Source organism: Streptomyces sp. AC1-42W (genome assembly GCF_003248355.1).
Taxonomy (GTDB): Bacteria; Actinomycetota; Actinomycetes; order Streptomycetales; family Streptomycetaceae; genus Streptomyces.
This window is the reverse complement of the sequence record NZ_QKWY01000002.1, coordinates 2,392,966-2,415,524: the sequence shown is the minus strand read 5'-3', so window position 1 is coordinate 2,415,524 and position 22,559 is coordinate 2,392,966. Positions and strand designations below refer to the sequence as shown.

The window sequence follows — 22,559 nt, the reverse complement described above, 5'->3', positions numbered from 1 at the left end:
CCCTCATCCTCACCGCGCGGCGCGCCGTTCACCCGGCGAATCGCCCGCCTGTTCGCCCGGAGTGTGCTTCCCCGGCGCTCAGAGCCGGGGGTCGACCGGCTCCGACTCCAGGGCCAGGACGGCGAACACCGCCTCGTGGACCCGCCACAGCGGCTCCCCCGCCGCGAGCCGGTCCAGGGCCTCCAGCCCGAGGGCGTACTCGCGCAGGGCCAGCGAGCGCTTGTGACCGAGGAAGCGGCCGCGCAGCCGGTCCAGGTTGTCCGGGCGGGTGTACTCGGGGCCGTAGATGATCCGCAGGTACTCCCTGCCGCGCACCTTGATACCGGGCTGCACCAGCCGCCGCTTGCCGTCCCGGACGAGTGCGCCGAGCGGCTTGACGACCATGCCCTCGCCGCCCCGGCCGGTCATCTCCAGCCACCAGTCGACGCCCGCGCGCACCGACGCCTCGTCGCCGGTGTCCACGACGAGCCGCCGGGTGACCTGGAGCAGCCCGGTGGGGTCGTGCTCCACCAGCCGGTCCAGCCAGGCCAGCTGCCGGTCGTGCGGTACGGCGGCCAGCGAGCGGCCCTGCACGGCGAGGACCTGGAACGGTGCCAGGCGCACGCCGTCCAGCCCCTCGGTGTCCCAGCAGTAGCGCCGGTACGCCTCGGTGAACGCGGCGGCGTCCGCGGCCCGTTCCCGCTGCCGGTCGGCGAGCGCGCCCACGTCGACGCCGCGCGCGGCGGCCGCGGCGAGCGCCCCGGTGGCGGCCGGGAACACCGCGCCGGAGGCGGCGCCCACCGCCGCGTACTGCGAGCGCAGCAGGCCGCGGGCCTTGAGGGACCAGGGCATCAGCTCGGCGTCGAGCAGCACCCAGTCGGTGCCCCACTCCTCCCACAGCCCGGCCCCGGTGACGGCCGCGCGCAGCCGTCCGAGGACGGCCTCGGTGAGCGCGGAGTCGTCCAGGAAGGGGCGGCCGGTACGGGTGTAGAGCGCTCCGGTGGGACCGGCCGCGCCCTCCACGCCGCCGGTGCCGAAGCGTGCGCGGGCCGCTTCGGCGTCCTTGCAGACGAGGGCCACGGCGCGCGAGCCCATGTGCTTCTCCTCGCACACCACCCGGGTCACGCCGGCCGCCCGGTACTCGCCGAACGCCTCGGCCGGGTGCTCCAGGTAGCCCTCCTGGCCCGAGGTGGCGGTGGGCGCCATGGTCGGCGGCAGGTACGGCAGCAGCCGGGGGTCGACCGCGAACCGGCTCATGACCTCCAGGGCAGCGGCCGCGTTCTCCTCGCGGACGGCGAGGCGGCCCATCTGCCCGGTCTCCACGATGCGGTGGCCCCGGACGTCGTCGAGGTCCAGCGGCCGGCCCTCCCGGCCTCCCGGCGCCTCGGGCTCCAGCGGCTTCACCGGCTCGTACCAGACCCGCTCCGCCGGTACGTCGACCAGTTCGCGCTCCGGCCAGCGCAGCGCGGTCATCTTCCCGCCGAAGACGGCACCTGTGTCCAGGCAGATGGTGTTGTTGATCCAGGAGGTGTTGGGCACCGGGGTGTGGCCGTAGACCACGGCGGCGCGGCCCCGGTAGTCCTCCGCCCACGGGTAGCGCACGGGCAGCCCGAACTCGTCGGTCTCGCCGGTGGTCTCCCCGTACAGCGCGTGCGAGCGGACCCGGCCGGAGGTGCGGCCGTGGTACTTCTCGGGCAGCCCGGCGTGGCAGACGACGAGCCGGCCGCCGTCCAGCACGTAGTGGCTGACGAGCCCGTCGATGAACTCCGCGACCCGCCCGCGGAACGCCGGGTCCCTCTCGTCCTCCCGCTCCAGCTGCTCGACGGTCTCGGCGAGGCCGTGGGTGAGCTGGACCTTGCGGCCCTTGAGGTAGCGGCCGAGCTTGTTCTCGTGGTTGCCGGGCACGCACAGCGCGTTCCCGTCCGCCACCCTGGAAGTGTCCGGGGTCGGCTCCTCGTGCCGAATGGGCAGGATGCGCGGGTCCATCCGGCCCTCAATCTTGAACGGCGGCAGCACAGGCATCCCCGCCGGGAGCGTGCCCTCGTTCGGGATCGCCTTCATGATCTCGTCCCAGACGCCAGCGCGGAGCCAGCGGTTGAACCGGGTGTGCACGGTCTTCCAGAGGACATCGCCCGAGACCTCGATGCCATACCACCCGCACCCGGTGCGCGCCTTGAACAGGATGCCGTCGACCACCACGCGGCCGTCGATCAGCCGATGGTTCGGCGGCTCCCACGCCTTTACGACTGGCTCTACCAGGGCCCACACCTCGTCGGTCAGCGGCGGTGGCACCAACCGCCCCGACTCGGCGAACCACTTGGTGAGCGTGCACCCCTTGTTGGTCTGGCGCTTGGGCATCGGCCCCGTGACCGTGACGTGCACGTCCAGCAACGCGAGGATCCTGCCCTGTTCCTCGGGCGTCATGTCGGCCAGCCGAGTGCGCGCCAGCTCGGCCAGCGCTGCGAGGTCGTTCGCGCGCTGCTCGGCGGCCTGGGTCTCGTCCATCCAACGCTGCGCCTCGTCGCGCATCTCCTTGAGCTGCTCCAGTTCCCCGGTCAGCGTTGTGACGACCTCCTTGATCGTGGAGGCGGGCACGTTCAGCCGGGCATACGTGGTCAGGGTCTCGGTCATGGCCTTCTCACGGTCGGCCACCTGCTGATTCAGGTCGGCCACCCGGGCGCGCTGCGCATCCTGGTCCGTGTCGGCCATCCCCACCCACTCAGCCGCCATCACCCGGAGCTGGTCAGGGTCACCGAGAAGGCTGACAACCTCGGCCCAGACTGCGGCCTCAAGCTCGTTGGCGGGAATCTGCGGATCGTCGCACGTCGACGCGTGAGCGTACTCCTCCTGTCGGCCCTTGCAGCGATACCAGCGACCGGGCCCCTTGTGACGCTTGCCGCCGATGTAGTGCTTGCCGCACTGGGCGTGCACCCGACGCGACAGTGGGTAGACCCCGGCTTGCCCCTTGGACTTGCCCGAGGGTTCGCCCACGGCGGCCTTCAGGTCGGCCACCTCTCCCGGCGTGAAGACCGGGTCAAGCTCGATGCGGACGGTTTCGCCGTAGAGCGGCTGGCCGTTCCGGTCGAGCTTCGGCCCCCGGCCGTTCTTCACCTTGGTGTTGCGGAAGATGAAGACCGCTTCGAGGACTGCGGTGGACATCAGCCGGGCGCGCAGGTTCTGATGCGACCAGGGCTTGCCGGAGCGGGTGAACAGACCCTCGGCGTTCAGACGCGCGGCGGTCTGGCGCATGGTCAGCCGGAACCCGACCAGCAACTCATGGGCACGGCGCAGCACCTTGACCTCAGCCGCGCACTGGATGAGCCGGGAAAGACCCTTCTTGCCCTGGTCCTCGATCCCATAGCCGTACGGAGGCGGACCGCCGACCCAACCACCCTCCTCGGCCTTCTCCTGCAACCCGCCTTGGGTGCGCTGCCGGATGGTCTCCCACTCGGTCTCGGCGTAGTCGGCGTCACGGCGCATCTTCTTGCGGCCCTCGACCGTGGTGTTGTCGTAGTCGTCCTGGACAACGCCGACGTAGATGCCCATGTCTTCGAGTTCCCAGACCCACCGCCAGAAGGCGCGACCGGTCCGCCCGATGGCGCGGCCCTCGTTCACGACGACGATATCGAACGGCTTGGGCTTCTCCCGGGCCAGCTCCATCAGCTTGTTGAGGTCTTCGCGCTGGTGCGCCTCAAAGCTGCCGCTGATGCCCTCGTCACAGAAGGTGCCGACGTGCCGCCAGCCCTTGCGCTCGATATGGCGCAGGATCTTCTTGGTCGAGTACCGGACGCCGTAGCCCGTAGTCTGGTCCTCGGTCGAGACGCGGGCATAGGCCACCGCTCGGAGCTGACCGCCGGACGTCACCCGCTCGATTACACCCGTGGTGATGGCTGTGTTTTGCTTGTTCACGCTGGGTTTCGCTTTCTCTCAGCACTTCGGCCCGGTCGGGGGTGCCACCTCGACCGGGCTCATTCGCGTCAGACGAATTCGGCGGTCACGTCGGCCCAGATGTGATCCAGGATGATCGGACAGGCAACGAGCTGGCGGACCCTCAGGTTGTGAATCTCGGGGTTGGCCTCGATCGTGATCGCGTTGCTGACGAGCTGACGGACGGTGTCGGCGTCGTAGGTCTTGGCCATCGCCGCGTGGCCGGCCGCGGTGCGCCAGTCGATGCGGTACATGTGGGCTCCTCAGGGAAGCCGTGCGGTCACTGACGTTGTGCCTGTTGATAATGAGTTCGCTCGGCGTGCTGTGACTCACCCCAGCCACCCCGTCAACGCAGGCTCAGCACACGGCGAGCGGCATTGATGACGTTGTGGGCGTCGGCCCCGTACACGGCCGACTCGCGCAGGGTGGCCCAGACCTTCGAGTACAAGCCGATGTTGTCGGCGTCGTCCAACCACATCTCGGCGTGCCAGTCCTCCGCGACCACCAGGTGGTCATCGAGGACCCAGAAGCCGTTGGCGGGCACGATCTTGACAGAGGCCGTGAACGGGATGACGCCCAGCTCCACCGTGTCCATGCCGAGCATCCCGGTAAGGCGGTCAAGCTGGGCGGCCAGCACGGAGGGCGGGCAGATCAGAGACCTCAACGCGGCTTCCCACACCAGGACGTGCAGCTTGCGGCCAGGACGGTACAGCCACTCTTGCCGCTGCGCCCGGGAGCGCACGGCGGCCTCAACGTCGCTGACTCCGCCCAGCAGCTCGGAATAGCGCTGGATGACGTGGCGCGCGTACTCGGGGGTCTGCAACAGACCGGGGATCACCGACTCCTCCCAGATCCACATTTCCGAGGTGCGGTCGATCTCCGCGCTCAACCCCTCGTGCTGCGGCTTGAAGCCGTTCGCCAGCGCTCGACGCCATGACCGGATGTGGGACTCGAACCCCGCCAGCCGGGCGGCAAGCTCGGCGTACACGCCCGGCTGCTCGGTAGCGTCGGCCCACGCCCGCAGGTCCTCGGGGCTGGCGGTCTGCTTGCCATTCTCCAGCTTACTGACCTTGGAGCCCTGCCAGCCCAGCCGCTGGGCGAGCTGCTGACCGGTGAGCCGACCACCAGGACAGGTGAACCGCAGTTCGCGCAGTCGCGAGCCCAAGGCCACCCTGGCTTGCTGATAATCGGTACTCACCGGTGGCGCGTCATTCGGTCGCGGCGAACTGGTCGAACGGCACAGCGTGGTGCATTGCCGCGTCACGCACGATGGCGTACCGAACGACTTCGGCCGGTTCTGTGATCAGCTCGATGTCCGTGATGTTGTCGGCGTCATCGAAGTGCAGGACGGCGACGATCCGTGAGTCGAAGATCCAGAAGTCTTCGGCGGGCAGGTCGGCGGCGTCCTCGCGCCACAGATAACGGATGTCCTCGCCGACCGCCGCGTTGTGCCGGGCGTAGTCGAGCAAGAACCGCTGTTCGGTGGTCATCGGGCGGTCGGCCAGGCGCACACGTCCGACGCGCTTGCCCGTCTCGGCCTGGGCCTTGATGTTGACGAACCAGGGCTCGTTGAGGTCGCAGGGCGAGGAGCCGGTGGCGAGGAAAGCCTGAAAGTCAGGGTCCTCCCGGTCCGAGGCGTAGCCGCGTCGGGTCTCCAGCCGCCAGGCGGTGTGCTTGAAGGTCTCGAATAGGCGGCGGAAGGTGGCCCGGTCGACGATCTCGGGCACCCGCTCCATCTCTTTCGGCCCCCAGTTCACGAGCAGTTCGCGCGGCACGACCACCGCTGCATCGTCCGGCCCGAAGTGCCTGAGCTGCGCGAGGTCTGCGGGATCAGTGACGGGCGTGCCTTGAACGATGATCTCGCCGGTTCCCTCGTCCGTGTGCAGGGCGGGGCAGCCGTCGACCTTGCTGTCTGTGCCGGTAAAGCGAAGCTGACGAGCCATGGACGCTCTCCCTTCCAGGGGTCTTGATCCAACAGCATGAACCGGGGGCGGTACGCGGTTCTACGGGGTCAGGCAGGGTCCAGGAGAAAATATCAGCAAGATTGACGCAGCGTGGAGCAAATTCGAGAAAACGGCGTACCGCCGAACAACTACCAACTTCTAGCGTCCGGTTCATGGCGACCAAAGAACAGCAGGACATCGATCCGTTCACGGCGATGGAGTCCCTGAGGTCAGCGCTGGCCGATGCCGGAATCGTCTTCCCCTCCCTTGCCGTTGACGCTGCTTCCCCGCAGCTGCGGCTGGTGGAGCTGGGGCGGGTGCACGCCGACGTGGCCGCTCGCCTCGCGGTGGCTCTGCAACAAGGAGGCCAGGAGTGAACACCTTCGAGAAGCCACCGACGATGCTCAGCCACGGCAAACTGCCGTACCCGGCTGGCACGTTGATGATGGACACCATCTCGGGGCGCACGGGCCACCTGATCGGCGTGATCGAGGAGCGCACCAAGGAGGGCAACAAGGTGGTCAGCCGACAGGCGTTCATGCGTCCGGAGGGTGGCGGCATCGAGTGGGACGTGCCGCTGGAGCGCATCAAGCTGGTCAGGTAGTTCAGCCGTACGCAACAGCGCCCCGAAGTCGGCGAGTTGACTTCGGGGCGCTTGCGCATGTCGTGCGCTACTATCAGCAGCAGTGGGCAATTCGCTCCGCGCACCTGTGCGCCCCGGGTTGGCAACGGGAGGGCAGGACTAACCAGCCTAAGTGGTCGGCTCCGTAAGTCCTTCGGGGGTTGACTTCGGATCCGGCGTTGTGCCTGGTAGTGGGTCAGATGTCGACTGCAGCGATGTGGAGCTCGCAGGCGCAGTCGAGCGCCTCCGCGGGGGTGCCGGTGGGGCTGCCGGTGGGCAGCAGGGAGTCTTCGTAGCGGTCGCCACTGGCGTAGTAGGGGGCGAAGCCCCACCTCTTGCTGACGGTGCCGGTGTAGCGCAGTTGCATCAGCTTGACCCGTTCGCCGTCGGCCAGTTCGGCCTCCACGTAGGCGAACGCTCCGCGGTGTCGGACATGCAACTGCGCAATCTGGGGCCAGACGGCGCGGGCCTGCTCGCCGAGGCGGGCTTCCAGCGAGAGGCGGGTGTGTTCCGAGGGCGTGGGCATGGCGCCCATCCTGCCCGAGGGGCCACGGACCGGATACGGCAAGCTTCGGCCTGTTGTGATCCACTTCTCCGGATTGGCCCGCCTGCATTGCCTGTTGCCGTCGCCCGCACGATCACCCTGCGCGCCGCCGAGCGCGAGCGACTGAAGCTGATGGCCTACGGCCACAAGACCGAGTACCGGCTGCGGATGCGCGCGCAGGTGGTGCTGCACGCGGCGCGCGGACGCGCCAACGCGCGCATCGCCCGGGAGACGGGTCTGCATCTGGACACGGTCCGCCGCTGGCGCGGCCGGTTCGCCGAGCACGGGCTCGCCGGGCTGGGCGACCTCGACCGGTCGGGCAGGCCCCCCTCGTTCACCGCGCTCCAGGCCGCCCAGGTCAAGGCTCTGGCCTGCCGGCTGCCCGCCGAGACAGGGGTGCCGCTGGCGCGTTGGTCGTGCCCGGAGCTTGCCCGCGAAGTCGTCGCCCGGTCCATCGCCAGCTCGATCTCCGCCTCCACTGTCCGTCGCTGGCTGGGCGACGACGCGATCAAACCGTGGCAGTACCAATCCTGGATCTTCGTCACCGACCCGGACTTCCGCCCGAAGGCCGAGCGTGTACTGGACCTGTATGCCCGTACCTGGCGGGGCGTCCCGCTCGGCGACGACGAGTACGTCATCAGCGCGGACGAGAAGACCTCCATCCAGGCCCGCTGCCGCTGTCATCCGACCCTGCCGCCCGGCCGGGCCCGCGCGATGCGCGTGAACCACACCTACCGGCGCGGCGGCGCCCTGGCCTACCTGGCCGCCTACGACGTCCACTCCGCGAAAGTGTCCGGCCGCTGCGAGCCGACCACCGGCATCACCCCGTTCATGAACCTGGTCACCCAGGTCATGACCCGCGAGCCCTACGCCAGCGCGAAACGCGTGTTCTGGATCGTCGACAACGGCTCCTCCCACCGCGGCAAGAAGGCCGCCGACCGACTGTCGGACGCGTTCCCGAACGCGGTCCTGGTCCACACCCCGGTGCACGCCTCCTGGCTGAACCAAGTGGAAATCTACTTCTCCGTCGTCCAGCGCAAGGTCGTCTCGCCCAACGACTTCACCGACCTCACCCAGGTCACAGACCGGCTCCGAGAATTCGAAGACCGCTACAACGCCACGGCACAGCCGTTCCAGTGGAAGTTCACCACCTCCGACCTGGACGATCTGCTGGCCAGACTCGACCAGCACCCCGCCGGCCGACACGAAGAATCCTCCGCCGCCCCGGCACCATGATCAACCCCCGAAGGACTTACGGAGCCGACCACTAAGTGACTGGGCACGGTGTATTTCGCAGCCGCCGTGTCGATGATGTCAGTCATGACTCCGGGTTGGTGGGTAGGGCAAGACCGCACGACTGCACAACCCGGGCCGCGCGTCGGCCCACCCGAGAACATTTACGCGCCGCATCAGCGTAGGTGTCTCGGTCCCGACCGAAAGGGACGGATCGAGGTTGCCTACGCCACCGATTCCGACCCATGACAGGGAAGGTAAGGGTCGGTGGACGGCACCGCCATCATCATTCTCGCCATCGCCGGCGTGACTTCCGTGCTGCTTTTTGCAGTAAAGGGACTGCTGGACCAGGTTCCGGACGTGATCGACTCCGCCGGGCGAGCGCGACGCGGAAACCGCTCCGGGTGCCCGGGGCGGCCTTCTGTGCGCCGGGAGGACCCTCCGTGCCTTCTGGGCGCCGTCCACGTACCCCAGCTCGCCGAGCATGGTGTCGAGCTCGAAGCGGCAGCCGTGGATCCCGCCCCCGGCCGCCTCCCACCACCGCGTCACCCGGCCTCCCGGCCGCCTCCCGCCGCCACCAGCACCGCGATCTCCGCGATCTCCGCCGGGCCCACCCGGCAGCAGCCGCCGATGAGGCGGGCGCCCGACCGCCGCCAGGTGTCGGCCAGGGCGGGGGTGAACGTGGCCGGGCCGGACCAGGCTCCGGCGGGGGCGTCCCAGCGCTCGCCGCTGTTCGGGTAGACCACGACCGGCTTGCCCGCCACCTCCGCCGCCGCCCGCACCGCGTCCGCCGCCCCGGCCGGGTCGCAGCAGTTCGCCCCGGCCGCGATCACCTGCTCGTTGCCCCGGACCAGGGCGAACGCCTCGTCCAGCGGCTGCCCGGCCCGCGTCCTGCCGCCGGCCACGGTGTAGGACAGCCACACCGGCAGCCCGCACCCCGCCGCCACCCGCAGCAGCGCCCGCGCCTCGTCCACGTCCGGCACGGTCTCCAGCGCCAGGACGTCCGGCCCGGCGGCGGCCAGCGCCTCGATCCGGGGGCGGTGGAAGCGCTCCAGCTCCCGGACCGTGAGCCCGTACCCGCCCCGGTACTCGGAGCCGTCCGCCCGCACCGCCCCGTACGGGCCGACCGAGGCCGCCACCCAGACGTCCCGGTCCACCGCGCCGGCCGCCCGCCGGGCCAGCTCCACGCTGCGGGCGAAGAGGCCGGCCGCCCCCTCCCGCCCGATCCCGCGCCGCGCGAACCCCTCGAAGCTCGCCTGGTAGCCGGCGGAGATGAGCACCTGGGCACCCGCCCGCACATACGCCGTGTGGGCGGCCACGATCTGCTCGGGACCGTCCGCGAGCAGCCGCGCGGACCACAGCTCCCCGGACAGGTCGCAGCCCTGCGCCTCCAGCTGGTTGGACAGCCCGCCGTCCAGCAGCACCACGCCCCCGGCCAGCGCCTCCGCGAGCGGCCGGGACGGACCTCCGGAGCCGGGCGCCGTCACCGCTCGCCCCTCAGACCAGCTGGGACTGGACCTGGGACGCGATCAGCTCCAAATGGTCCAGGTCGTCGAGGTCCAGCACCTGGAGGTAGACGCGGGACGCCCCGATCTCCGCGTACCGGCCGATCTTGTCCACCACCTCGGCGGGCGAGCCGGCCAGCCCGTTCGCCTTCAGCTCGGGCACCTCGCGGCCGATCGCGGCGGCCCGGCGCGCGACCTCCGCGTCGTCCCGGCCGACGCAGACGACCAGCGCGTTGGAGTACACCAGGTCGTCGGGCGCGCGGCCCGCCGCCTCGGCCGCCTCCCGGACCCGGCCGAACTGCTTCTCGCTGTCCTCCAGCGAGGCGAACGGGATATTGAACTCGTCGGCGTACTGGGCGGCCAGGCGCGGGGTGCGCTTCGCGCCGTGCCCGCCGATGAGCACCGGCACCTTGGCCTGCGCCGGCTTCGGCAGCGCGGGCGAGTCCGTCAGCTGGTAGTACGCGCCGTCGTAGCTGAACGTCTTGCCGACCTCGGTGGCCCACAGCCCCGTGACGATCGCGAGCTGCTCCTCCAGACGGCCGAACTTCTCCTTCGGGAAGGGGATGCCGTACGCCTTGTGCTCCTCCTCGAACCAGCCCGCGCCCAGGCCCAGCTCGACGCGCCCGCCGGACATCCGGTCGACCTGCGCCACCTGGATGGCGAGGACGCCGGGGAGCCGGAACGTACCCGCGGTCATCAGCGTGCCGAGGCGGATGCGCTTGGTCTCGCGGGCCAGTCCGGCCAGGGTGATCCACGCGTCCGTGGGGCCGGGCAGGCCGTCGCCCTGACCCATCCGGAGATAGTGGTCCGACCGGTAGAAGGCGTCGAAGCCGAGGTCCTCGGTGGCCCTGGCGACGGTGAGAAGGGTGTCGTAGTCGGCGCCCTGCTGGGGCTCGGTGAAGATGCGAAGATCCATGTCCCCATCCTGCACCCGCGCACCCCGCCGGTCACTGGATGCCGGTCACCGGGCTCACCGCGTCGTGCGGCGCGCCGTGCGGGCCGTCGCGCTCCCGGCCGCGCCCGGGCTCCCCGCGCTCCCGCGCGTCGAGCAGCCGGAGCATGCCCCGGACCCGGTCCGTCGACTCGTCGGCGGCGTCGATCGCCTCCATGCACTGCCAGTACAGGCTCTGCTCATCGGTCTCGCACGCCACCCCGACCAGGGCCATGCCGACCTCCCCCAGCAGCGCGCTCAGCCCCGTCAGGGCCACGCGGGGATCGGCGATCCCGGTCAGCCGCGCCGCGCGGGCCACCCCGGCACGGGCCGCCGGATGGTCCAGCGCGCCACTGCTCCGGCCGCCGATCTCGCTGAGGGCGCGCGCCTCACCCCGTAAGTCCTGCGGTCCGCTCGCCGCCAGCCGGCTGCCGACCGCCTGGGCCAGCGCCTGGGCCTGCCATGCCTCGGCGATGATGTCCGGCGTGCCCCGGCTCTGTGCCAGCGCCTGCCTGATGACCGATACCAGCCGCTCCGCTTCCATCGACTGCCCCCGTTCGACGTGGAAACCTGCTCACCATTCCATTACCCAGAGTGAGGTAGGTGGCACCAAAAGGCCAGAGGATTTCGGAAATCTGTGGACACTCAATCGAGTGTGGACAACTTCGTCACTCCGAAGAGTGACGGCGTGATCCGTCCGTTGATTCCTCGTCCGGTTCCGGAACGGGAAAGCGGGTCTCGTTCCGTTCGATCTTGGCCGCCAGCGCCGCCAGTACGTCGATGCCCAGCACCTCGCAGAACTGGAGCAGATACGCGAGCACGTCCGCGACCTCGTCGGCCACCCTGGGCGCCGTCGCCGGGTCCTCCATGACCCGCGCCGACTGCTCGGGCGTCAGCCACTGGAAGATCTCGACGAGTTCGGCGGCCTCCACGCTCAGCGCCGAGGCCAGGTTCTTCGGGGTGTGGTACGGCCCCCAGTCGCGGGCGGCCGCGAAGTCGGCCAGCCGGCGCTGGAGGGTCCGTACATCCAGTTCGTCCACCGCGCCCTACGCCCCCGGCACCCCGGCCGCCGTGACGCCCTCGACCTCCATGCCCACGGGCGACAGCAGGAAGACGTTGCGGTCCACCCGGTGCATCCCGCTGCCGAGGCCGAAGACGACACCGCTGGTGAAGTCCAGGATGCGCTTGGCGACATCGTTCTCCGCGCCGGTCAGGTCGAGCAGTACCGGCACCTGGGCCACCAGGTATTCGGCGACCTCGCGGGCATCGGCGAACACCTGGACCCGCAGCACCACCATGCGCCGCTGCTCGGCGGCCTCCGGCTCGTCCCGGACGGAGCGGTGGTCCACCCGCGACGGCCACTCGTTGCGGCTGCGCAGCGGTACGACCTGGGCCAGCCCCTCCCACTGCTCGTCCGTGACGTCGTACCTGTCGTACCTGCTCACCGGACCACCCCGTCCGCACATCGGTCGGCGTCGTGCCGGCAGTGCTCACTGTTCATCGGGCGATTGTCCCCTCCCTCACCCGTTCGGCCTACGCGCGACACGGCTCAGGTGTCGATCGAACCGGCCGGAATCACCTCCGCCGGGTCCGTGACCGCGATGGGGCGGTGGGGCGCGGCGACGGTGTCCAGCGGGGTGAAGCGGATCGGCAGGTGCACCAGCGCGCGGTGGAACGGTCCGGGCCGCCAGAGCAGTTCGCCGGCCGGTACGGCCAGTTCGGCGTCGCACAGCAGGCTGGTGAGCTGTTCGATGGCCGTCATCGCGATGAGCAGGGCCGGCTGCCGGGCGGGGCAGCGGTGCGGACCGGCCGACCAGGCGAGGTGGGCGCTGCTCCCGGACCGTACCCCGTCGCCGGCGGAGACGGGCGGGGCGGACTGGGCGTTGGCGGCGGCGTACGAGACGAGGACGAGCTGTCCGGCGCGCAGCCGTACGCCGTGGAACTCGGTGTCGTGGCGCGGGTAGTGGGCGGCCAGGTTGGAGATGGGCGGGTCGCGCCACAGCACCTCGTTGATCGCCTCGTGGGCGGTCATCGCGCCGCCGTGCAGGGAGCCCGCGTACCGCTCGTCGGTGAGCATGTGGAGGATGGAGTTGCCGATGAGGTTGGTCATCGGGTCGTTGCCCGCGCTCATCACCAGGGTGATCTGGCGCACCGTCTCGTCGTTGTCGAGCCCGGCCGGGTGGGCGAGGAAGTACGAGGTGAGGTCGCGGCGCGGCCGGGCGCGCCGGTCGGCGACGAGGCGGGTGACGACGTCCACGAGGTCGGCGTACGCGGCGGCGGCGTCGGCGGCGGAGTTCATCATTCCGGCGATGCCGTCGACGATGCGCTCGCCGTCCTCGGGGTCGGCGCCGAACCAGGTGACGAAGATGTGCATGGGGAGGCGGCGGGCGTACTGGGCGATGAGGTCGCCGCTGCCGGTGGCGGCGAACCGGCCGATGAGCCGGCGGGCGACGCGGGCCACCTCGGCGCGCAGGATGTGGGGTTCGATCAGCGCCAGGCTGTCGTTGATGGCCTGCCGGTAGCGGGCGTGCACGGCGCCGTCGCTGAACAGGGCTGTGGGGCGGTGGCCGAGCACGGGCAGCACCGGCGAGTCCGGCGGGACGGTCGCCTGCCAGGCGCGCGGGTCCTTGCTGAAGGTGTGGGTGTCGCGCAGCAGGTCGATGGCGGCCTGGTAGTCCGTGACCAGCATCGCGTCGATGTCGGGGGCGATGCGTACCGGTGCGAGCGGGCCGTGCTCGCGCAGGGCGCGGTAGTGGGCCCGCGGGTCGGCCGCGAAGGCGGGGCCGAACAGCGCGAGGGGCTGCGGCGGCGGTGCGTACGTGGTCATGAGGCGTCCTCGGGCTGCGGCATGCGGGTCAGCACGTGCTCGGCGAGTGCGATCAGGGCGTCGATGCTGCCCCGGCGTTCGCGGGCGTCGCACTGGACCAGCGGGGTGGCGTCGTCCAGGTCGAGGTGCTTGCGCAGGACCTCGTCGCTGTGGGCGGGCGCGTCGGGGAAACGATTCACCGCGACCGCGTACGGCAGTCCCTGCTCCTCCACCATGTCCATCACGGCGAAGGAGTCGGCGAGCCGCCGGGTGTCCACGAGGACGAGCGCGCCGAGCGCGCCCCGGGCGATGTCCTCCCACAGCGGCAGGAAGCGCTCCTGGCCGGGCGTGCCGAACATGTAGAGGACGAGGTCGTCGGGGACGGTGAGGCGGCCGAAGTCGATGGCGACCGTGGTGGTGGTCTTCCCCGGCAGTCCGGCGGTGGAGTCCACGCGGGTGCTGGACTGGGTCATCGCCTCCTCGGTGTGGAGGGTGGCGATCTCCGAGAGGGTACGGATCAGGGTCGTCTTGCCCACGCCGAAGGGACCCGTGACGACGAGTTTCATCAGGGTCCTGGCGGCGGCCGGCAGATAGCCGACGCCGGTCCGGTCAGGGGAGGGAGCGGAGTCCATCGAGCAGCCTCTCGACGAGCGACCTGTCGATCTGCCCGGCACTGGGTATCGGCGGTCGGGTGAGCAGAAGTCCGGTGGCCGCGAGGTCCGTGGCCAGGAAGACGGTGGCGCTGACCGGCAGGTCCAGGTGGGCCGCGCACTCGACGACGGTGAGTGCGCCCGGTTCCAGCAGCTCGCACAGTCTGCGGGCCTGGGTTCCGGCGTCGTCGGGCACGGGCGCGTCGGTGCGTACGAGTACGGCGAGCCGGTCGAGCGCGGGGCCGGCGGGGCGGGACCGGCCGCCGGTGACCAGATAGGCGGGAATCAGTCGGCGTGCTGGGCCGGGGGTCATGGCCGCGCGGCGGTGTCCGATTGGCGGTTGGGCGCGTGCATCGCCCGGGTGAGCGCGGTGACCTGGACCTGCATCTGGTAGGCGATGTCGCCGAGCTTGGCGCCGGGCTCCGCGAAGAGCGCGAGCGTGGTGTTGCGTCCGGCCGGTACGACGATGGCGAAGCCGAGGTCCGATTCGACGACGGTCTGGGCCAGTTGCGGGGCCTCGACGTCGGTGAACGCGGTCGTGAAGGCGCGGGCGGCGGCGTGCAGGGTGGCCGTCATCGCGGCGACCCGTTCGCCGGAGGCCCGGTCGAGGCCGGGTGAGGCGCCTTCGACGAGTCCGTCACCGGTGGCGACCACGGCGTGCTGGACTCCGGGCAGCTCCAGCAGCGGGGTCAGCACCCATGCGAGGTCGCCTGATGTGGGGCTGGGGGCGCTCACTTCTCGTCGTCTCCTTGGTCGTCCTGGTGGTCACGGGCGCCGGTGTCCGGGGCGGCGGGCCGCCCGGTGACGCTCCTGCCGTTGAGGGTGCCCTGCTGGAGGGCCGCCCAGGAAGCCCCGGCCGCTTCCGGTGTACGGGGCATCTGTCCGGTGGCCGGTTCGGCGGCCCGTCCCCCGGCCGGGGCGGCGGGGGTGCGGCGCGGTGCGCGGCGCCGCCGGCTGGGCAGTCCGGTGGGGTCCTCGGCGCCGTCGGACCCGGATTCCGTTCCGGGCGCGGCGGCGGGGGCGGGCCGGTCCGCTGCGGCGGACACGGGCGCGGGGGCGAGGGCGGAGAGGTCGCGGTCCTCGTCCAGCACGGTCAGCAGATGGGCGGGGACGCGCAGCATCGTGCGCATGCCGCCGAACGGGGACGCCTCGATGTGGCAGTCGAAGCCGTACTGGACGACGAGCCGGCCGACGACCGCGAAGCCGGTCTGCGGCGGGTCGCCCAGCTCGGTCAGCAGCACCTCGGCGGGGCCGGCGAGCAGGGCGCGGGCCCGCTCCAGCGCGTCCTCGTCCATGCCGATGCCGGCGTCGTCCACCACCAGGAACGCGCCCCGGCCGCCGCTCTGCTGGATGGTGACCTGCACATCCGTGTCGGGGTGGGAGTACGCGGTGGCGTTGGCGAGCAGTTCGGCGAGGGCGATGGCGAGGGGTTCGGCGGCCCGTGCGGCGAGCGCGAGGCGTTCGTCGCGCAGATGGTTGGAGACCTTGATCCGCTCGTAGCCGGCGACGCGCGACTGGGCGCCGAGGACGATTTCGACGAGCGGCGAGTTCTGCCGGGCGAGGCCGGGCCAGGCGTCGCAGAGCACCGCGGTGGACTGGGTGCGGCGCAGGGCGAGTTCGTTGCGGAAGTCCAGCTGGAGGATGCGCGGGTCGTCGTACTCGTGCTGGAGTTCGTGGAGCAGTTGCTGGGACTGGTTGAGCAGGGACTGGATCTTGGCGGAGGTGCCGCGCATCGCGGCGCGGGCCGCCGCGTCCACGCGTCCGCGCTCCTCCAGGACCGCGGTCCGGGCGGCCTGGACGGCCTCGGTGAGCAGGAGGGCGGCGCCGCCGTCCACCTCGGCCGCCTCGCGCAGTCCGGGGACCGTGGCGCTGGGGTGCGAGAGGGCGAGGGCGGCGGCGGGTATGCGCTTGCGCGCGAGCTGCCGGATCTCGTCCAGGAGGGCGGCGGTGCGGGCCTCGGCGGCCTTGGCCTGGCGGTCGGCGAGTTCGGCGCGGGTGACGGCCTGCTGCTCGGCGAGGCCGGCCCGGTAGGCGCGCGAGTAGGCCACCCCCGCGACGACGAAGGCGATCACCGTGACGATCCATGCCATGCCGTTACCGCGTCTCTCTCGTCGGGGCGGTCCGCCGGCGCGCGCGGCGCGGGACCGCGCGGTCAGCCCGCTCTGCCTGCCGTCTCACTGGCCTGCTCCACTTCCTGTGCGACCGTCGCGACGTCGGTGATCACCTGGACCACGCTGGGCCGCTGCGAACCGTCGAGCTGCCGGTACTCGCTGCCGATGGTCACCACGAGCCGTTCGGGCAGGCCGAGTGCGGGGTGGCGGCCCTCGGCGATGACCCGGCGGGCCGCGTCGATGGCGGGCACGCCCGCGGCGTGGAAGGTGTGGGCGCGCTCCTGCACGTATTCGAGGTAGGCGATGTGCTCGCGGACGCCGGCCCGGTCGATCACGGGTCCGTGGCCGGGGACGACGGTCTCGGCGCCGGTGGCCAGGACCTGTTCGCAGGCCGCGATGACGTTGCTCAGCGGGCCCTCCCAGTGGCACGGGTGGTCGCCGGGCTGCTCCGGGGACGAGGAGAAGATGATGTCGCCGCTGAACACGGTGGACTGGACCGGCAGATGGACCATCAGGTCGCCGGTGGTGTGCGCGGGGGCGAGCGAGGTGATCTGTACGGGGTAGTCGCCCAGGGTCAGTTCGAGCTCGCCGGTGAAGTACGTGGTCGGCCGGACCGGTTCGGTCTGCGACCAGTCGAACGGGCCGAAGTGCCGTGCGAGGTAGGACCCGAGCGGGGTGGCCGGGTCGCCGCCGCTGACCAGGGCGTGCTGCTGCTGCGGCGTGGGCTCGTAGTGGATGTGCTCCCTGGCCTCGCGCGTCACGATGATCTCGGCGTCCGGGAGCACACCAGCGCCCCAGAAGTGGTCGCCGTTGGCATGCGTGACGATGACCCGGTCGATGGAGACGCCCTCGGGCAGCCGCTTGCCGGACTCGGCGAGGAACTGCCCGGCGAGCGCCGGGTCGTACGGGGTGTCGATCCACAGCGCGCCGCGGGGCGAGACGAGCAGGCCGCAGTTGGCCAGCCCCCAGCCACGCTTCGGCGGGAGCCAGGCGTACAGGCCCCTGCCAAGGTCAACGACATCCCCACCCGTGATCGACATGGACGCGATTATGCCGACCACTTTCCGGTCGCGCGTTCGAACCCGGCCATAAAGGCACGCCGTTGGCTGAAAAGTTACCTTGGTGCGTCGCACCGGCGAGCGGGCCGTCACCGTACGAGAGCACGCCGACCCGTCACCGTACGGAATCTTCCGGGGTGAAGCGGTGGAAACAGCGCATGGCGGTCCGCGCCCGCCATCGATGCGCGACGGGGCGCCGTCAAACCGGAAGGCGCCGATTACCCACTGAGCATGGCCGAAAACAGACCCTGTGAACTCACGTTTCGGACACCCCGGCGAGGCCGGGCGGCTCAGACGGCGACGACCGTGACTCCGGCCTCCGCGAGACGGGCGGACGCCTCGGGGTCGATACCCCGGTCCGTGACGAGGAAGTCCACCAGCGAGAGGTCGCAGACGCGGGCGAAGGCGCGCCTGCCGATCTTCGAGGAGTCGGCGGCGACCACCACGCGCTGCGCCTGCCGGGCGAGCAGCCGGTTCACGCCGGCCTCGCCCTCGTGGTGCACGTACGCGCCGCGACCGGTGTCGATCGCGTTGACGCCGAGCACGGCCACGTCCAGCGTGATCTCGCCCAGCACCCCGGCGGCCAGCGGGCCGGTCAGCTCGTACGACTGGGGCCGGGCGACCCCGCCGGTGACCACCAGCTTGAACTGCGGCCGGATCGCCAGCTCGTTGGCGATGTTGAGCGCGTTGGTCACCACGGTGAGCGCCGGCTGCCCCGCCCGGCCGTCGTCCGCCAGGTCGGGGCGGACGGCGAGCGAGCGGGCCACCTCGGTGACGGTGGTGCCGCCGGTGAGGCCGACGACCTCACCGGCCGCGACCAGGTCGGCGACGGCACGGCCGATCGCCTGCTTCTCGGGGGCGTTGCGCCCCGCCTTGTGCCGGAGCGCCAGTTCGTAGCTGACGCCGTGGGCGACCGCGCCGCCCCGTGTACGGGTGAGGAGCTGCTGCTCGGCGAGCTGGTCCAGGTCCCGCCGGATGGTGGCGGCCGAGACGTCCAGCGCCTTCGCCGCGTCCTCGACGTCCACCCGGCCGTGCCGGCCCACGAGTTCCAGCAGTGCGCTCCACCGGGCGTCCCTGGACATGGCAGTTCTCCTCACGCCCGGGGCGGGGTCGCCGATTCCTCTCGGGCGCGCTCACCGGACAGCCGCAAGCGTCGCACAGCGCTCGCACCGGTGCGGTCGTCCGCCGACCCGAATGCTTGATAATGCTCGTTCGGCGCGAGTAACGTGCATAATCGAGCATTCCCTCACCAGTACGGAGCGTAGAAGTGTCATTCGTCGAGATCGAGATCGCCAGTCAGCCGGAGTGCTGGCGCCGCGCAGCGGAGCTGGCGGGGAGTCACGCGGCCGTGCTGCCCGCCGCCGGCGAGCGCGTCGCCGTGGTCGGCTGCGGCACCTCGTACTACATGGCCCAGGCGTACGCCTCGCTGCGCGAGGAGTCCGGGCAGGGCGAGACCGACGCCTTCGCCGCGTCCGAGTTCCCCGCCCGCCGCCGCTACGACCGGGTCGTCGCGCTCACCCGTTCCGGGACCACGACGGAGGTGCTGGAGCTCCTGGCCCGGCTGCGCGGCACGACGCCCACGGTGGCGATCACCGCCGACCCGGACACCCCGGTGATGACGACCGCCGACGCGGTCGTGGTCCTCGATTTCGCGGACGAACGGTCCGTCGTGCAGACCCGGTTCGCCACCACGCTGCTGACGCTGCTGCGCGCCCACCTCGGGCTGCACACCGACGCCGTGGTCCGCGACGCGGAGACGGCGCTGGCGGAGCCGCTGCCCGAGGGGCTGGTGGACCGCGACCAGTTCACGTTCCTGGGCAGCGGCTGGACGGCCGGTCTCGCCAACGAGGCGGCGCTCAAGATGAAGGAGGCGTCGCTCTCCTGGACCGAGGCGTACGCCGCGATGGAGTACCGCCACGGCCCCATCAGCATCGCGGACGGCTCCACCGCGACCTGGATGTTCGGCCCCGCCCCCGAGGGCCTGCGCGAGCAGCTGCTGGCGACCGGCGCCCGCTGGGTGGAGAGCGGCCTGGACCCGCTGGCGGACCTGGTCCGCGTCCAGCGGCTGGCCGTCGCGCGCGCGGCGGCGCGCGGCCTGGACCCGGACAGCCCGCGCCATCTGACCCGCTCGGTGGTCCTGGCGGAGTCCTGACCGGACACGGGCCCGGCGGGCCGGGGCGCCGCGATGCCCCGGACCTGCCGGGCTCGGCTCAGTCCTCGAAGTAGGCGTCCAGGACGGCGTCGAGTTCCGTGCCCCACTCCTTGAGGCTGCCGCGGGACGCCGCCTCCACCTCGCCGTTGAACCAGCGCCGGGTGGACAGATGGACGGTGACGGTGAACCGGCGGCCGAAGCGGGCCGGCTTGACCTCGACCGCGCCGATCTCGTCCCAGCCGAACTCGGCCCGCTGGTCGTCCAGCGTGAACCGGACGCCCTTGCGGTCGGCCGCGATCGAGCCGCGCCGGTCGCTCACCTCGAACGAGGGCCCGTCCGCGGCCTCTTCGTCGCTCTCTTCGCTCTCCTCCTGCTCATGGTCCTCGTCGGCCGCCGCGGGCTGCGCCTGGTCGGCCGGCGCGTCCGCGACGGCGTCGGCGTCGGCGGGTGCGGGCTCCCCGGTGTCCTCCGGCTCCTCGGCCACCGTCGCGGCGGGGCCGGGGGCCGTGAGACCGGGGATGTACGCCGGGTCGGTCCCTGCGGCGTACGCGGGCTGGGTCTTCGGATCTATGCGCTGCTCCACGGCGGGCAGTATGGCCGACGAACCTGTACGGGGCCAGTAAGGGGGCGGGCCGGCGGTCCGGTCCGCCCCCGTGCCGTGCCGCCCGGATCGCGGGTCAGCCGGTGGCGCAGACCTCGTCGCCCAGCGAGAAGGCGTCCGGTGTCGTGTTGCCGCCGGTCAGCGTGCCGGTGAAGCCGAAGCCCGCCGACGCGCCGGGAGCGACCCGGCCGTTCCAGTCGACGTTGGCCGCGGTCACCTCCGCCCCGTCCTGCGTGGCCTTCGCGTTCCAGATCTGACCCACCTTCTGCCCGTCCGGGAAGGTCCAGGACAGCTCCCAGCCGTCCAGCTCGGCGGTCCCGGTGTTGGTGAGCGTCACATCGGCCTGGAAGCCGCCGGACCACTGGTTGGTGACCTTGTACGTCACCGAGCAGGCGGCGTCACCCGGATCGGTCCCGGGGTCCGTACCGGGGTCGGTCCCCAGGTCCGTGCCGCCGCCGTCGCCGTCCGAGGGCTCCCCGTACATGATTCCGCGCCCGTTGGTGGACACGTACACCCGGCCGAAGACACGCGGGTCACCGGTGATCGCGGCGCCGATCCAGCCCCACTGGTGGGCGTCGTCGTTGATACGGGTCCAGCTGGTGCCGGCGTCCGTGGACCGGAAGACTCCGCGCACCCCGTCTATCTTCGCGGTGACGAAGACCGTCTGGTACGAGGCCCCGGCGGCCGCCTTGCCGAAGCCGACCGAGTCCGCCTGCTCGACCCCGCTCAGCCGGGTGAACGTCGCCCCCGAGTCGGTGGAGTGCCACAGGCCTTGACATCCTCTCCGCCCTAAAGGACTCCGTTGGGGAATGCAGAAACGGGGCTGGTGGTCAGGCTGTCAGGGTGAGTGCGGCGAGGTGGGAGGTGCGTGTTGGGCCGAGGGGGGTGCCGTTCAGCCAGGCGTCGAGTCGGATGATGTTGATGGCGGTGGCTGCGAGGACGTTGCCGAGGTGGGTCTTGCGTTGCCCGGTGTAGCGGGTGTGGCGGATGCCGGTGCGGCGGACGGCTTGCGAGATCGTGCCCTCGACACCGGCCCGGATGTCGTACCGCTTCTTCCACTCCTCGGTTCGCTGTTCCCGGCGGCGCTGGTCGAGAACCTGCTGCTGCTCGCGGGGCAGCAGGGTGAGGCTTCGGCCCCACTTGCCGTTCGACGCCCTGGTGCACTTGTCCCGCACCGGACAGGCCGCGCAGTCCTGAGCGGTGAAGTGCACCCGCGAGACGGGTGTGCCGCTGCTCTTGCGCTGATCGGACCAGCTGGCACTGACCTTGCCCTGGGGGCAGACGGCCGTCTTGGCGTTCCAGTCGATGGTGAACGCGCTCTGTGTGAAGTGCTCGCCGTCATGGTTCTCGTGGCAGGTGTCCAGGCCGACCGGCCCCACCAGCTCGATCCCGTACTGGTCCCGGGCGGTGACGATGTGCGCGGCGGTGACATAGCCGGCGTCCACGTCGTGTTCGTCGGGAAGCAACTCCCGTTGTCCCAGGCCCTGGTGGACGGCCTCGGTGATCTCGGTGTCGGCGACGGTGGCGTCCGTGGTGCAGACATGGGTGATCAGGTGCGGGGCGTCGGGTTCGCAGGTCTCGCTCAGGTGGGTCTTGTAGCCGCACCAGCCCGATCCCCGCTTCACGCCGTAGCGGGCGTCGGGGTCGTAGGGCGAGGAGAGCCGACGTCTGGCCGGCGGGAGGTCCTTGCCCTCCCGCCAGTGCACCCCCTCGCTGTCGCGGTGGTACTGCTCGACCCAGGCCCGGCGCAGGACCTGGACGGCCGGGATCTGCCGCAGCCAGGAGGGGGCCCCGGGGGCATGGACGGCCTCAAGGACGGTGAAGCCGTCCCGGCCGACCTGCTCGGCCCACTGCGCGCGGACGTTCTCGCCCTTGGGGAACCGGTAGGAGTCGACCCGGGCGCCGTAGCGCTTGACCCAGTCGGCGGTGACCAACCCGCTCAGCCAGTCCGGGGCAGCCACGGCCAGCGCCTCCAGCGCGGCGCGCAGGGTCTCGCCGACGAACTCCATCCGGTTCAGTGTCCGCACCGCCGCCAGCACATGGGTGGAGTCGGTGCGCTGACGGCCCCCCGACCGCAGCAGCCCAAGCGCGGAGATCCGCTCCAGGACCAGGTCCAGGGCTTTCTCCTCCAGGCCGTGCTCGATCAGTCGGACGCGGAAGTCGCTCAGGACAGAGAAGTCGAACCCGGGGTCGTCCAGTTCCAGGCCGAGGAGGAACTTCCAGTCCATACGGGCCCGCACCTGGTCAGCGGCCTGCCGGTCGGTGAGCCCTTCTGCGTACTGCAGGACCGAGACCAGCGCCAGCGCGCCGGGCGAGACCGCCGGACGCCCCCGCTTCGCGAACGCCTCCGCGAAGGACCCGTCCTCGAACAGCGAGCCGAGAGCCTCGCGCACCCGCACCGCAAGCGTGCCCTTCGGGAACGCCGCCCGCACCACCCGAGCGGTCAGCTCCGGCACCCCACGGTCATCCCGGGACTCCAACGACACCCAGCCCACCC

General features: G+C 71.3%; 22 protein-coding genes and 3 pseudogenes. 4 read left to right on the top strand and 21 right to left on the bottom strand.

Going from position 1 to position 22,559, the window contains the following annotated elements; translation table 11 throughout:
• Positions 1–78 precede the first annotated feature (78 nt).
• From DNK56_RS36280 to DNK56_RS28855, 5 genes and pseudogenes are all read right to left on the bottom strand, one after another.
• Positions 79–1,914 (bottom strand): annotated as a pseudogene (locus DNK56_RS36280) (polynucleotide kinase-phosphatase); the annotation flags it as partial.
• 135 nt (positions 1,915–2,049) lie between these two features.
• Positions 2,050–3,816, bottom strand: a pseudogene (locus tag DNK56_RS36275) (recombinase family protein); the annotation flags it as partial.
• A gap of 140 nt (positions 3,817–3,956) precedes the next feature.
• Positions 3,957–4,160 (bottom strand): hypothetical protein, encoded by a 204-nt coding sequence (locus tag DNK56_RS28865; protein ID WP_111338708.1) that lies wholly within the window; start codon positions 4,158–4,160, stop codon positions 3,957–3,959.
• 92 nt (positions 4,161–4,252) lie between these two features.
• Entirely contained in the window at positions 4,253–5,104 is an 852-nt protein-coding gene (locus DNK56_RS28860) for a helix-turn-helix domain-containing protein (protein WP_111338707.1), read from the bottom strand.
• Positions 5,105–5,114: 10 nt separating this feature from the next.
• The gene (locus DNK56_RS28855) at positions 5,115–5,849 is read right to left on the bottom strand and encodes a DUF6879 family protein (RefSeq protein WP_111338706.1); all 735 of its coding nucleotides are present in this window, start codon (positions 5,847–5,849) and stop codon (positions 5,115–5,117) included.
• Positions 5,850–6,022: 173 nt separating this feature from the next.
• Between DNK56_RS28855 and DNK56_RS28850 the strand changes: the two genes are divergently transcribed.
• Both DNK56_RS28850 and DNK56_RS28845 read left to right on the top strand, forming a co-directional pair.
• Positions 6,023–6,226 carry a hypothetical protein gene (locus DNK56_RS28850; RefSeq protein WP_111338705.1) on the top strand — a complete coding sequence of 68 codons (204 nt, stop codon included), beginning with the start codon at positions 6,023–6,025 and terminating at the stop codon, positions 6,224–6,226.
• Complete coding sequence (locus DNK56_RS28845) at positions 6,223–6,453, top strand: hypothetical protein (RefSeq protein WP_241990114.1); 231 nt, start codon at positions 6,223–6,225, stop codon at positions 6,451–6,453. Before DNK56_RS28850 ends, DNK56_RS28845 begins: the two co-directional genes overlap by 4 nt.
• A 214-nt stretch (positions 6,454–6,667) precedes the next feature.
• On the opposite strand, the gene DNK56_RS28840 is transcribed toward DNK56_RS28845, so the two are convergent.
• The gene (locus DNK56_RS28840; RefSeq protein ID WP_111338704.1) at positions 6,668–6,997 is read right to left on the bottom strand and encodes a hypothetical protein; all 330 of its coding nucleotides are present in this window, start codon (positions 6,995–6,997) and stop codon (positions 6,668–6,670) included.
• Positions 6,998–7,084: 87 nt separating this feature from the next.
• Between DNK56_RS28840 and DNK56_RS28835 the strand changes: the two genes are divergently transcribed.
• Positions 7,085–8,251, top strand: coding sequence for an IS630 family transposase (locus tag DNK56_RS28835; protein WP_241989748.1), 1,167 nt, complete (start codon positions 7,085–7,087; stop codon positions 8,249–8,251).
• A 542-nt stretch (positions 8,252–8,793) separates the two neighbouring features.
• Here the strand turns inward: DNK56_RS28835 and mmuM are convergent.
• The 12 genes from mmuM to DNK56_RS28775 form a co-directional block, all read right to left on the bottom strand.
• On the bottom strand, positions 8,794–9,735 hold the full coding sequence (gene mmuM, locus DNK56_RS28830; RefSeq protein ID WP_111338703.1) for a homocysteine S-methyltransferase: 942 nt from the start codon (positions 9,733–9,735) through the stop codon (positions 8,794–8,796).
• 10 nt (positions 9,736–9,745) lie between these two features.
• Positions 9,746–10,669: an LLM class F420-dependent oxidoreductase gene (locus DNK56_RS28825; RefSeq protein ID WP_111338702.1), complete on the bottom strand. Its 924-nt coding sequence runs from the start codon at positions 10,667–10,669 to the stop codon at positions 9,746–9,748.
• A 31-nt stretch (positions 10,670–10,700) separates the two neighbouring features.
• The gene (locus tag DNK56_RS28820; RefSeq protein ID WP_111338701.1) at positions 10,701–11,228 is read right to left on the bottom strand and encodes a DUF6099 family protein; all 528 of its coding nucleotides are present in this window, start codon (positions 11,226–11,228) and stop codon (positions 10,701–10,703) included.
• A 124-nt stretch (positions 11,229–11,352) separates the two neighbouring features.
• Positions 11,353–11,724 carry a nucleotide pyrophosphohydrolase gene (locus DNK56_RS28815; RefSeq protein WP_111338700.1) on the bottom strand — a complete coding sequence of 124 codons (372 nt, stop codon included), beginning with the start codon at positions 11,722–11,724 and terminating at the stop codon, positions 11,353–11,355.
• Positions 11,725–11,730: 6 nt separating this feature from the next.
• On the bottom strand, positions 11,731–12,150 hold the full coding sequence (locus DNK56_RS28810) for a cell division protein SepF (protein ID WP_199563589.1): 420 nt from the start codon (positions 12,148–12,150) through the stop codon (positions 11,731–11,733).
• Positions 12,151–12,233: 83 nt separating this feature from the next.
• Positions 12,234–13,511 carry a cytochrome P450 gene (locus DNK56_RS28805; protein ID WP_111338698.1) on the bottom strand — a complete coding sequence of 426 codons (1,278 nt, stop codon included), beginning with the start codon at positions 13,509–13,511 and terminating at the stop codon, positions 12,234–12,236.
• On the bottom strand, positions 13,508–14,122 hold the full coding sequence (locus DNK56_RS28800; protein ID WP_111338697.1) for a GTP-binding protein: 615 nt from the start codon (positions 14,120–14,122) through the stop codon (positions 13,508–13,510). The genes DNK56_RS28805 and DNK56_RS28800 overlap by 4 nt, the downstream gene beginning before the upstream one ends.
• Positions 14,100–14,453, bottom strand: coding sequence for a DUF742 domain-containing protein (locus DNK56_RS28795; RefSeq protein WP_111338696.1), 354 nt, complete (start codon positions 14,451–14,453; stop codon positions 14,100–14,102). Before DNK56_RS28795 ends, DNK56_RS28800 begins: the two co-directional genes overlap by 23 nt.
• Complete coding sequence (locus DNK56_RS28790) at positions 14,450–14,875, bottom strand: roadblock/LC7 domain-containing protein (RefSeq protein ID WP_111338695.1); 426 nt, start codon at positions 14,873–14,875, stop codon at positions 14,450–14,452. Before DNK56_RS28790 ends, DNK56_RS28795 begins: the two co-directional genes overlap by 4 nt.
• On the bottom strand, positions 14,872–16,230 hold the full coding sequence (locus tag DNK56_RS28785; RefSeq protein WP_111338694.1) for an ATP-binding protein: 1,359 nt from the start codon (positions 16,228–16,230) through the stop codon (positions 14,872–14,874). The genes DNK56_RS28790 and DNK56_RS28785 overlap by 4 nt, the downstream gene beginning before the upstream one ends.
• A 62-nt stretch (positions 16,231–16,292) precedes the next feature.
• Positions 16,293–17,291: an MBL fold metallo-hydrolase gene (locus tag DNK56_RS28780; RefSeq protein ID WP_111338693.1), complete on the bottom strand. Its 999-nt coding sequence runs from the start codon at positions 17,289–17,291 to the stop codon at positions 16,293–16,295.
• Between the two features lie 308 nt (positions 17,292–17,599).
• Complete coding sequence (locus DNK56_RS28775; RefSeq protein WP_111338692.1) at positions 17,600–18,391, bottom strand: DeoR/GlpR family DNA-binding transcription regulator; 792 nt, start codon at positions 18,389–18,391, stop codon at positions 17,600–17,602.
• Between the two features lie 185 nt (positions 18,392–18,576).
• On the opposite strand from DNK56_RS28775, the gene DNK56_RS28770 reads away from it, so the two are divergent.
• The gene (locus DNK56_RS28770) at positions 18,577–19,461 is read left to right on the top strand and encodes an SIS domain-containing protein (RefSeq protein ID WP_111338691.1); all 885 of its coding nucleotides are present in this window, start codon (positions 18,577–18,579) and stop codon (positions 19,459–19,461) included.
• A 58-nt stretch (positions 19,462–19,519) separates the two neighbouring features.
• Here the strand turns inward: DNK56_RS28770 and DNK56_RS28765 are convergent, their stop codons facing one another.
• From DNK56_RS28765 to DNK56_RS28755, 3 genes and pseudogenes are all read right to left on the bottom strand, one after another.
• A complete protein-coding gene (locus DNK56_RS28765; protein WP_111338690.1) occupies positions 19,520–20,044 on the bottom strand; it encodes a hypothetical protein in 525 nt (174 codons plus the stop codon).
• 94 nt (positions 20,045–20,138) lie between these two features.
• Positions 20,139–20,843 (bottom strand): annotated as a pseudogene (locus DNK56_RS28760) (cellulose binding domain-containing protein); the annotation flags it as partial.
• A gap of 49 nt (positions 20,844–20,892) precedes the next feature.
• Positions 20,893–22,548: an IS1182 family transposase gene (locus DNK56_RS28755; RefSeq protein ID WP_111335593.1), complete on the bottom strand. Its 1,656-nt coding sequence runs from the start codon at positions 22,546–22,548 to the stop codon at positions 20,893–20,895.
• Between the last annotated feature and the right edge of the window lie 11 nt (positions 22,549–22,559).

Bases quoted from the DNA above. Each gene is read 5' to 3' on its own strand.
- DNK56_RS28865 (WP_111338708.1), bottom strand. From the start codon at position 4,160: ATGTACCGCATCGACTGGCGCACCGCGGCCGGCCACGCGGCGATGGCC.
- DNK56_RS28855 (WP_111338706.1), bottom strand. From the start codon at position 5,849: ATGGCTCGTCAGCTTCGCTTTACCGGCACAGACAGCAAGGTCGACGGC.
- DNK56_RS28850 (WP_111338705.1), top strand. From the start codon at position 6,023: ATGGCGACCAAAGAACAGCAGGACATCGATCCGTTCACGGCGATGGAG.
- DNK56_RS28840 (WP_111338704.1), bottom strand. From the start codon at position 6,997: ATGCCCACGCCCTCGGAACACACCCGCCTCTCGCTGGAAGCCCGCCTC.
- DNK56_RS28825 (WP_111338702.1), bottom strand. From the start codon at position 10,669: ATGGATCTTCGCATCTTCACCGAGCCCCAGCAGGGCGCCGACTACGAC.
- DNK56_RS28820 (WP_111338701.1), bottom strand. From the start codon at position 11,228: ATGGAAGCGGAGCGGCTGGTATCGGTCATCAGGCAGGCGCTGGCACAG.
- DNK56_RS28810 (WP_199563589.1), bottom strand. From the start codon at position 12,150: ATGTGCGGACGGGGTGGTCCGGTGAGCAGGTACGACAGGTACGACGTC.
- DNK56_RS28805 (WP_111338698.1), bottom strand. From the start codon at position 13,511: ATGACCACGTACGCACCGCCGCCGCAGCCCCTCGCGCTGTTCGGCCCC.
- DNK56_RS28800 (WP_111338697.1), bottom strand. From the start codon at position 14,122: ATGGACTCCGCTCCCTCCCCTGACCGGACCGGCGTCGGCTATCTGCCG.
- DNK56_RS28795 (WP_111338696.1), bottom strand. From the start codon at position 14,453: ATGACCCCCGGCCCAGCACGCCGACTGATTCCCGCCTATCTGGTCACC.
- DNK56_RS28785 (WP_111338694.1), bottom strand. From the start codon at position 16,230: ATGGCATGGATCGTCACGGTGATCGCCTTCGTCGTCGCGGGGGTGGCC.
- DNK56_RS28780 (WP_111338693.1), bottom strand. From the start codon at position 17,291: ATGTCGATCACGGGTGGGGATGTCGTTGACCTTGGCAGGGGCCTGTAC.
- DNK56_RS28775 (WP_111338692.1), bottom strand. From the start codon at position 18,391: ATGTCCAGGGACGCCCGGTGGAGCGCACTGCTGGAACTCGTGGGCCGG.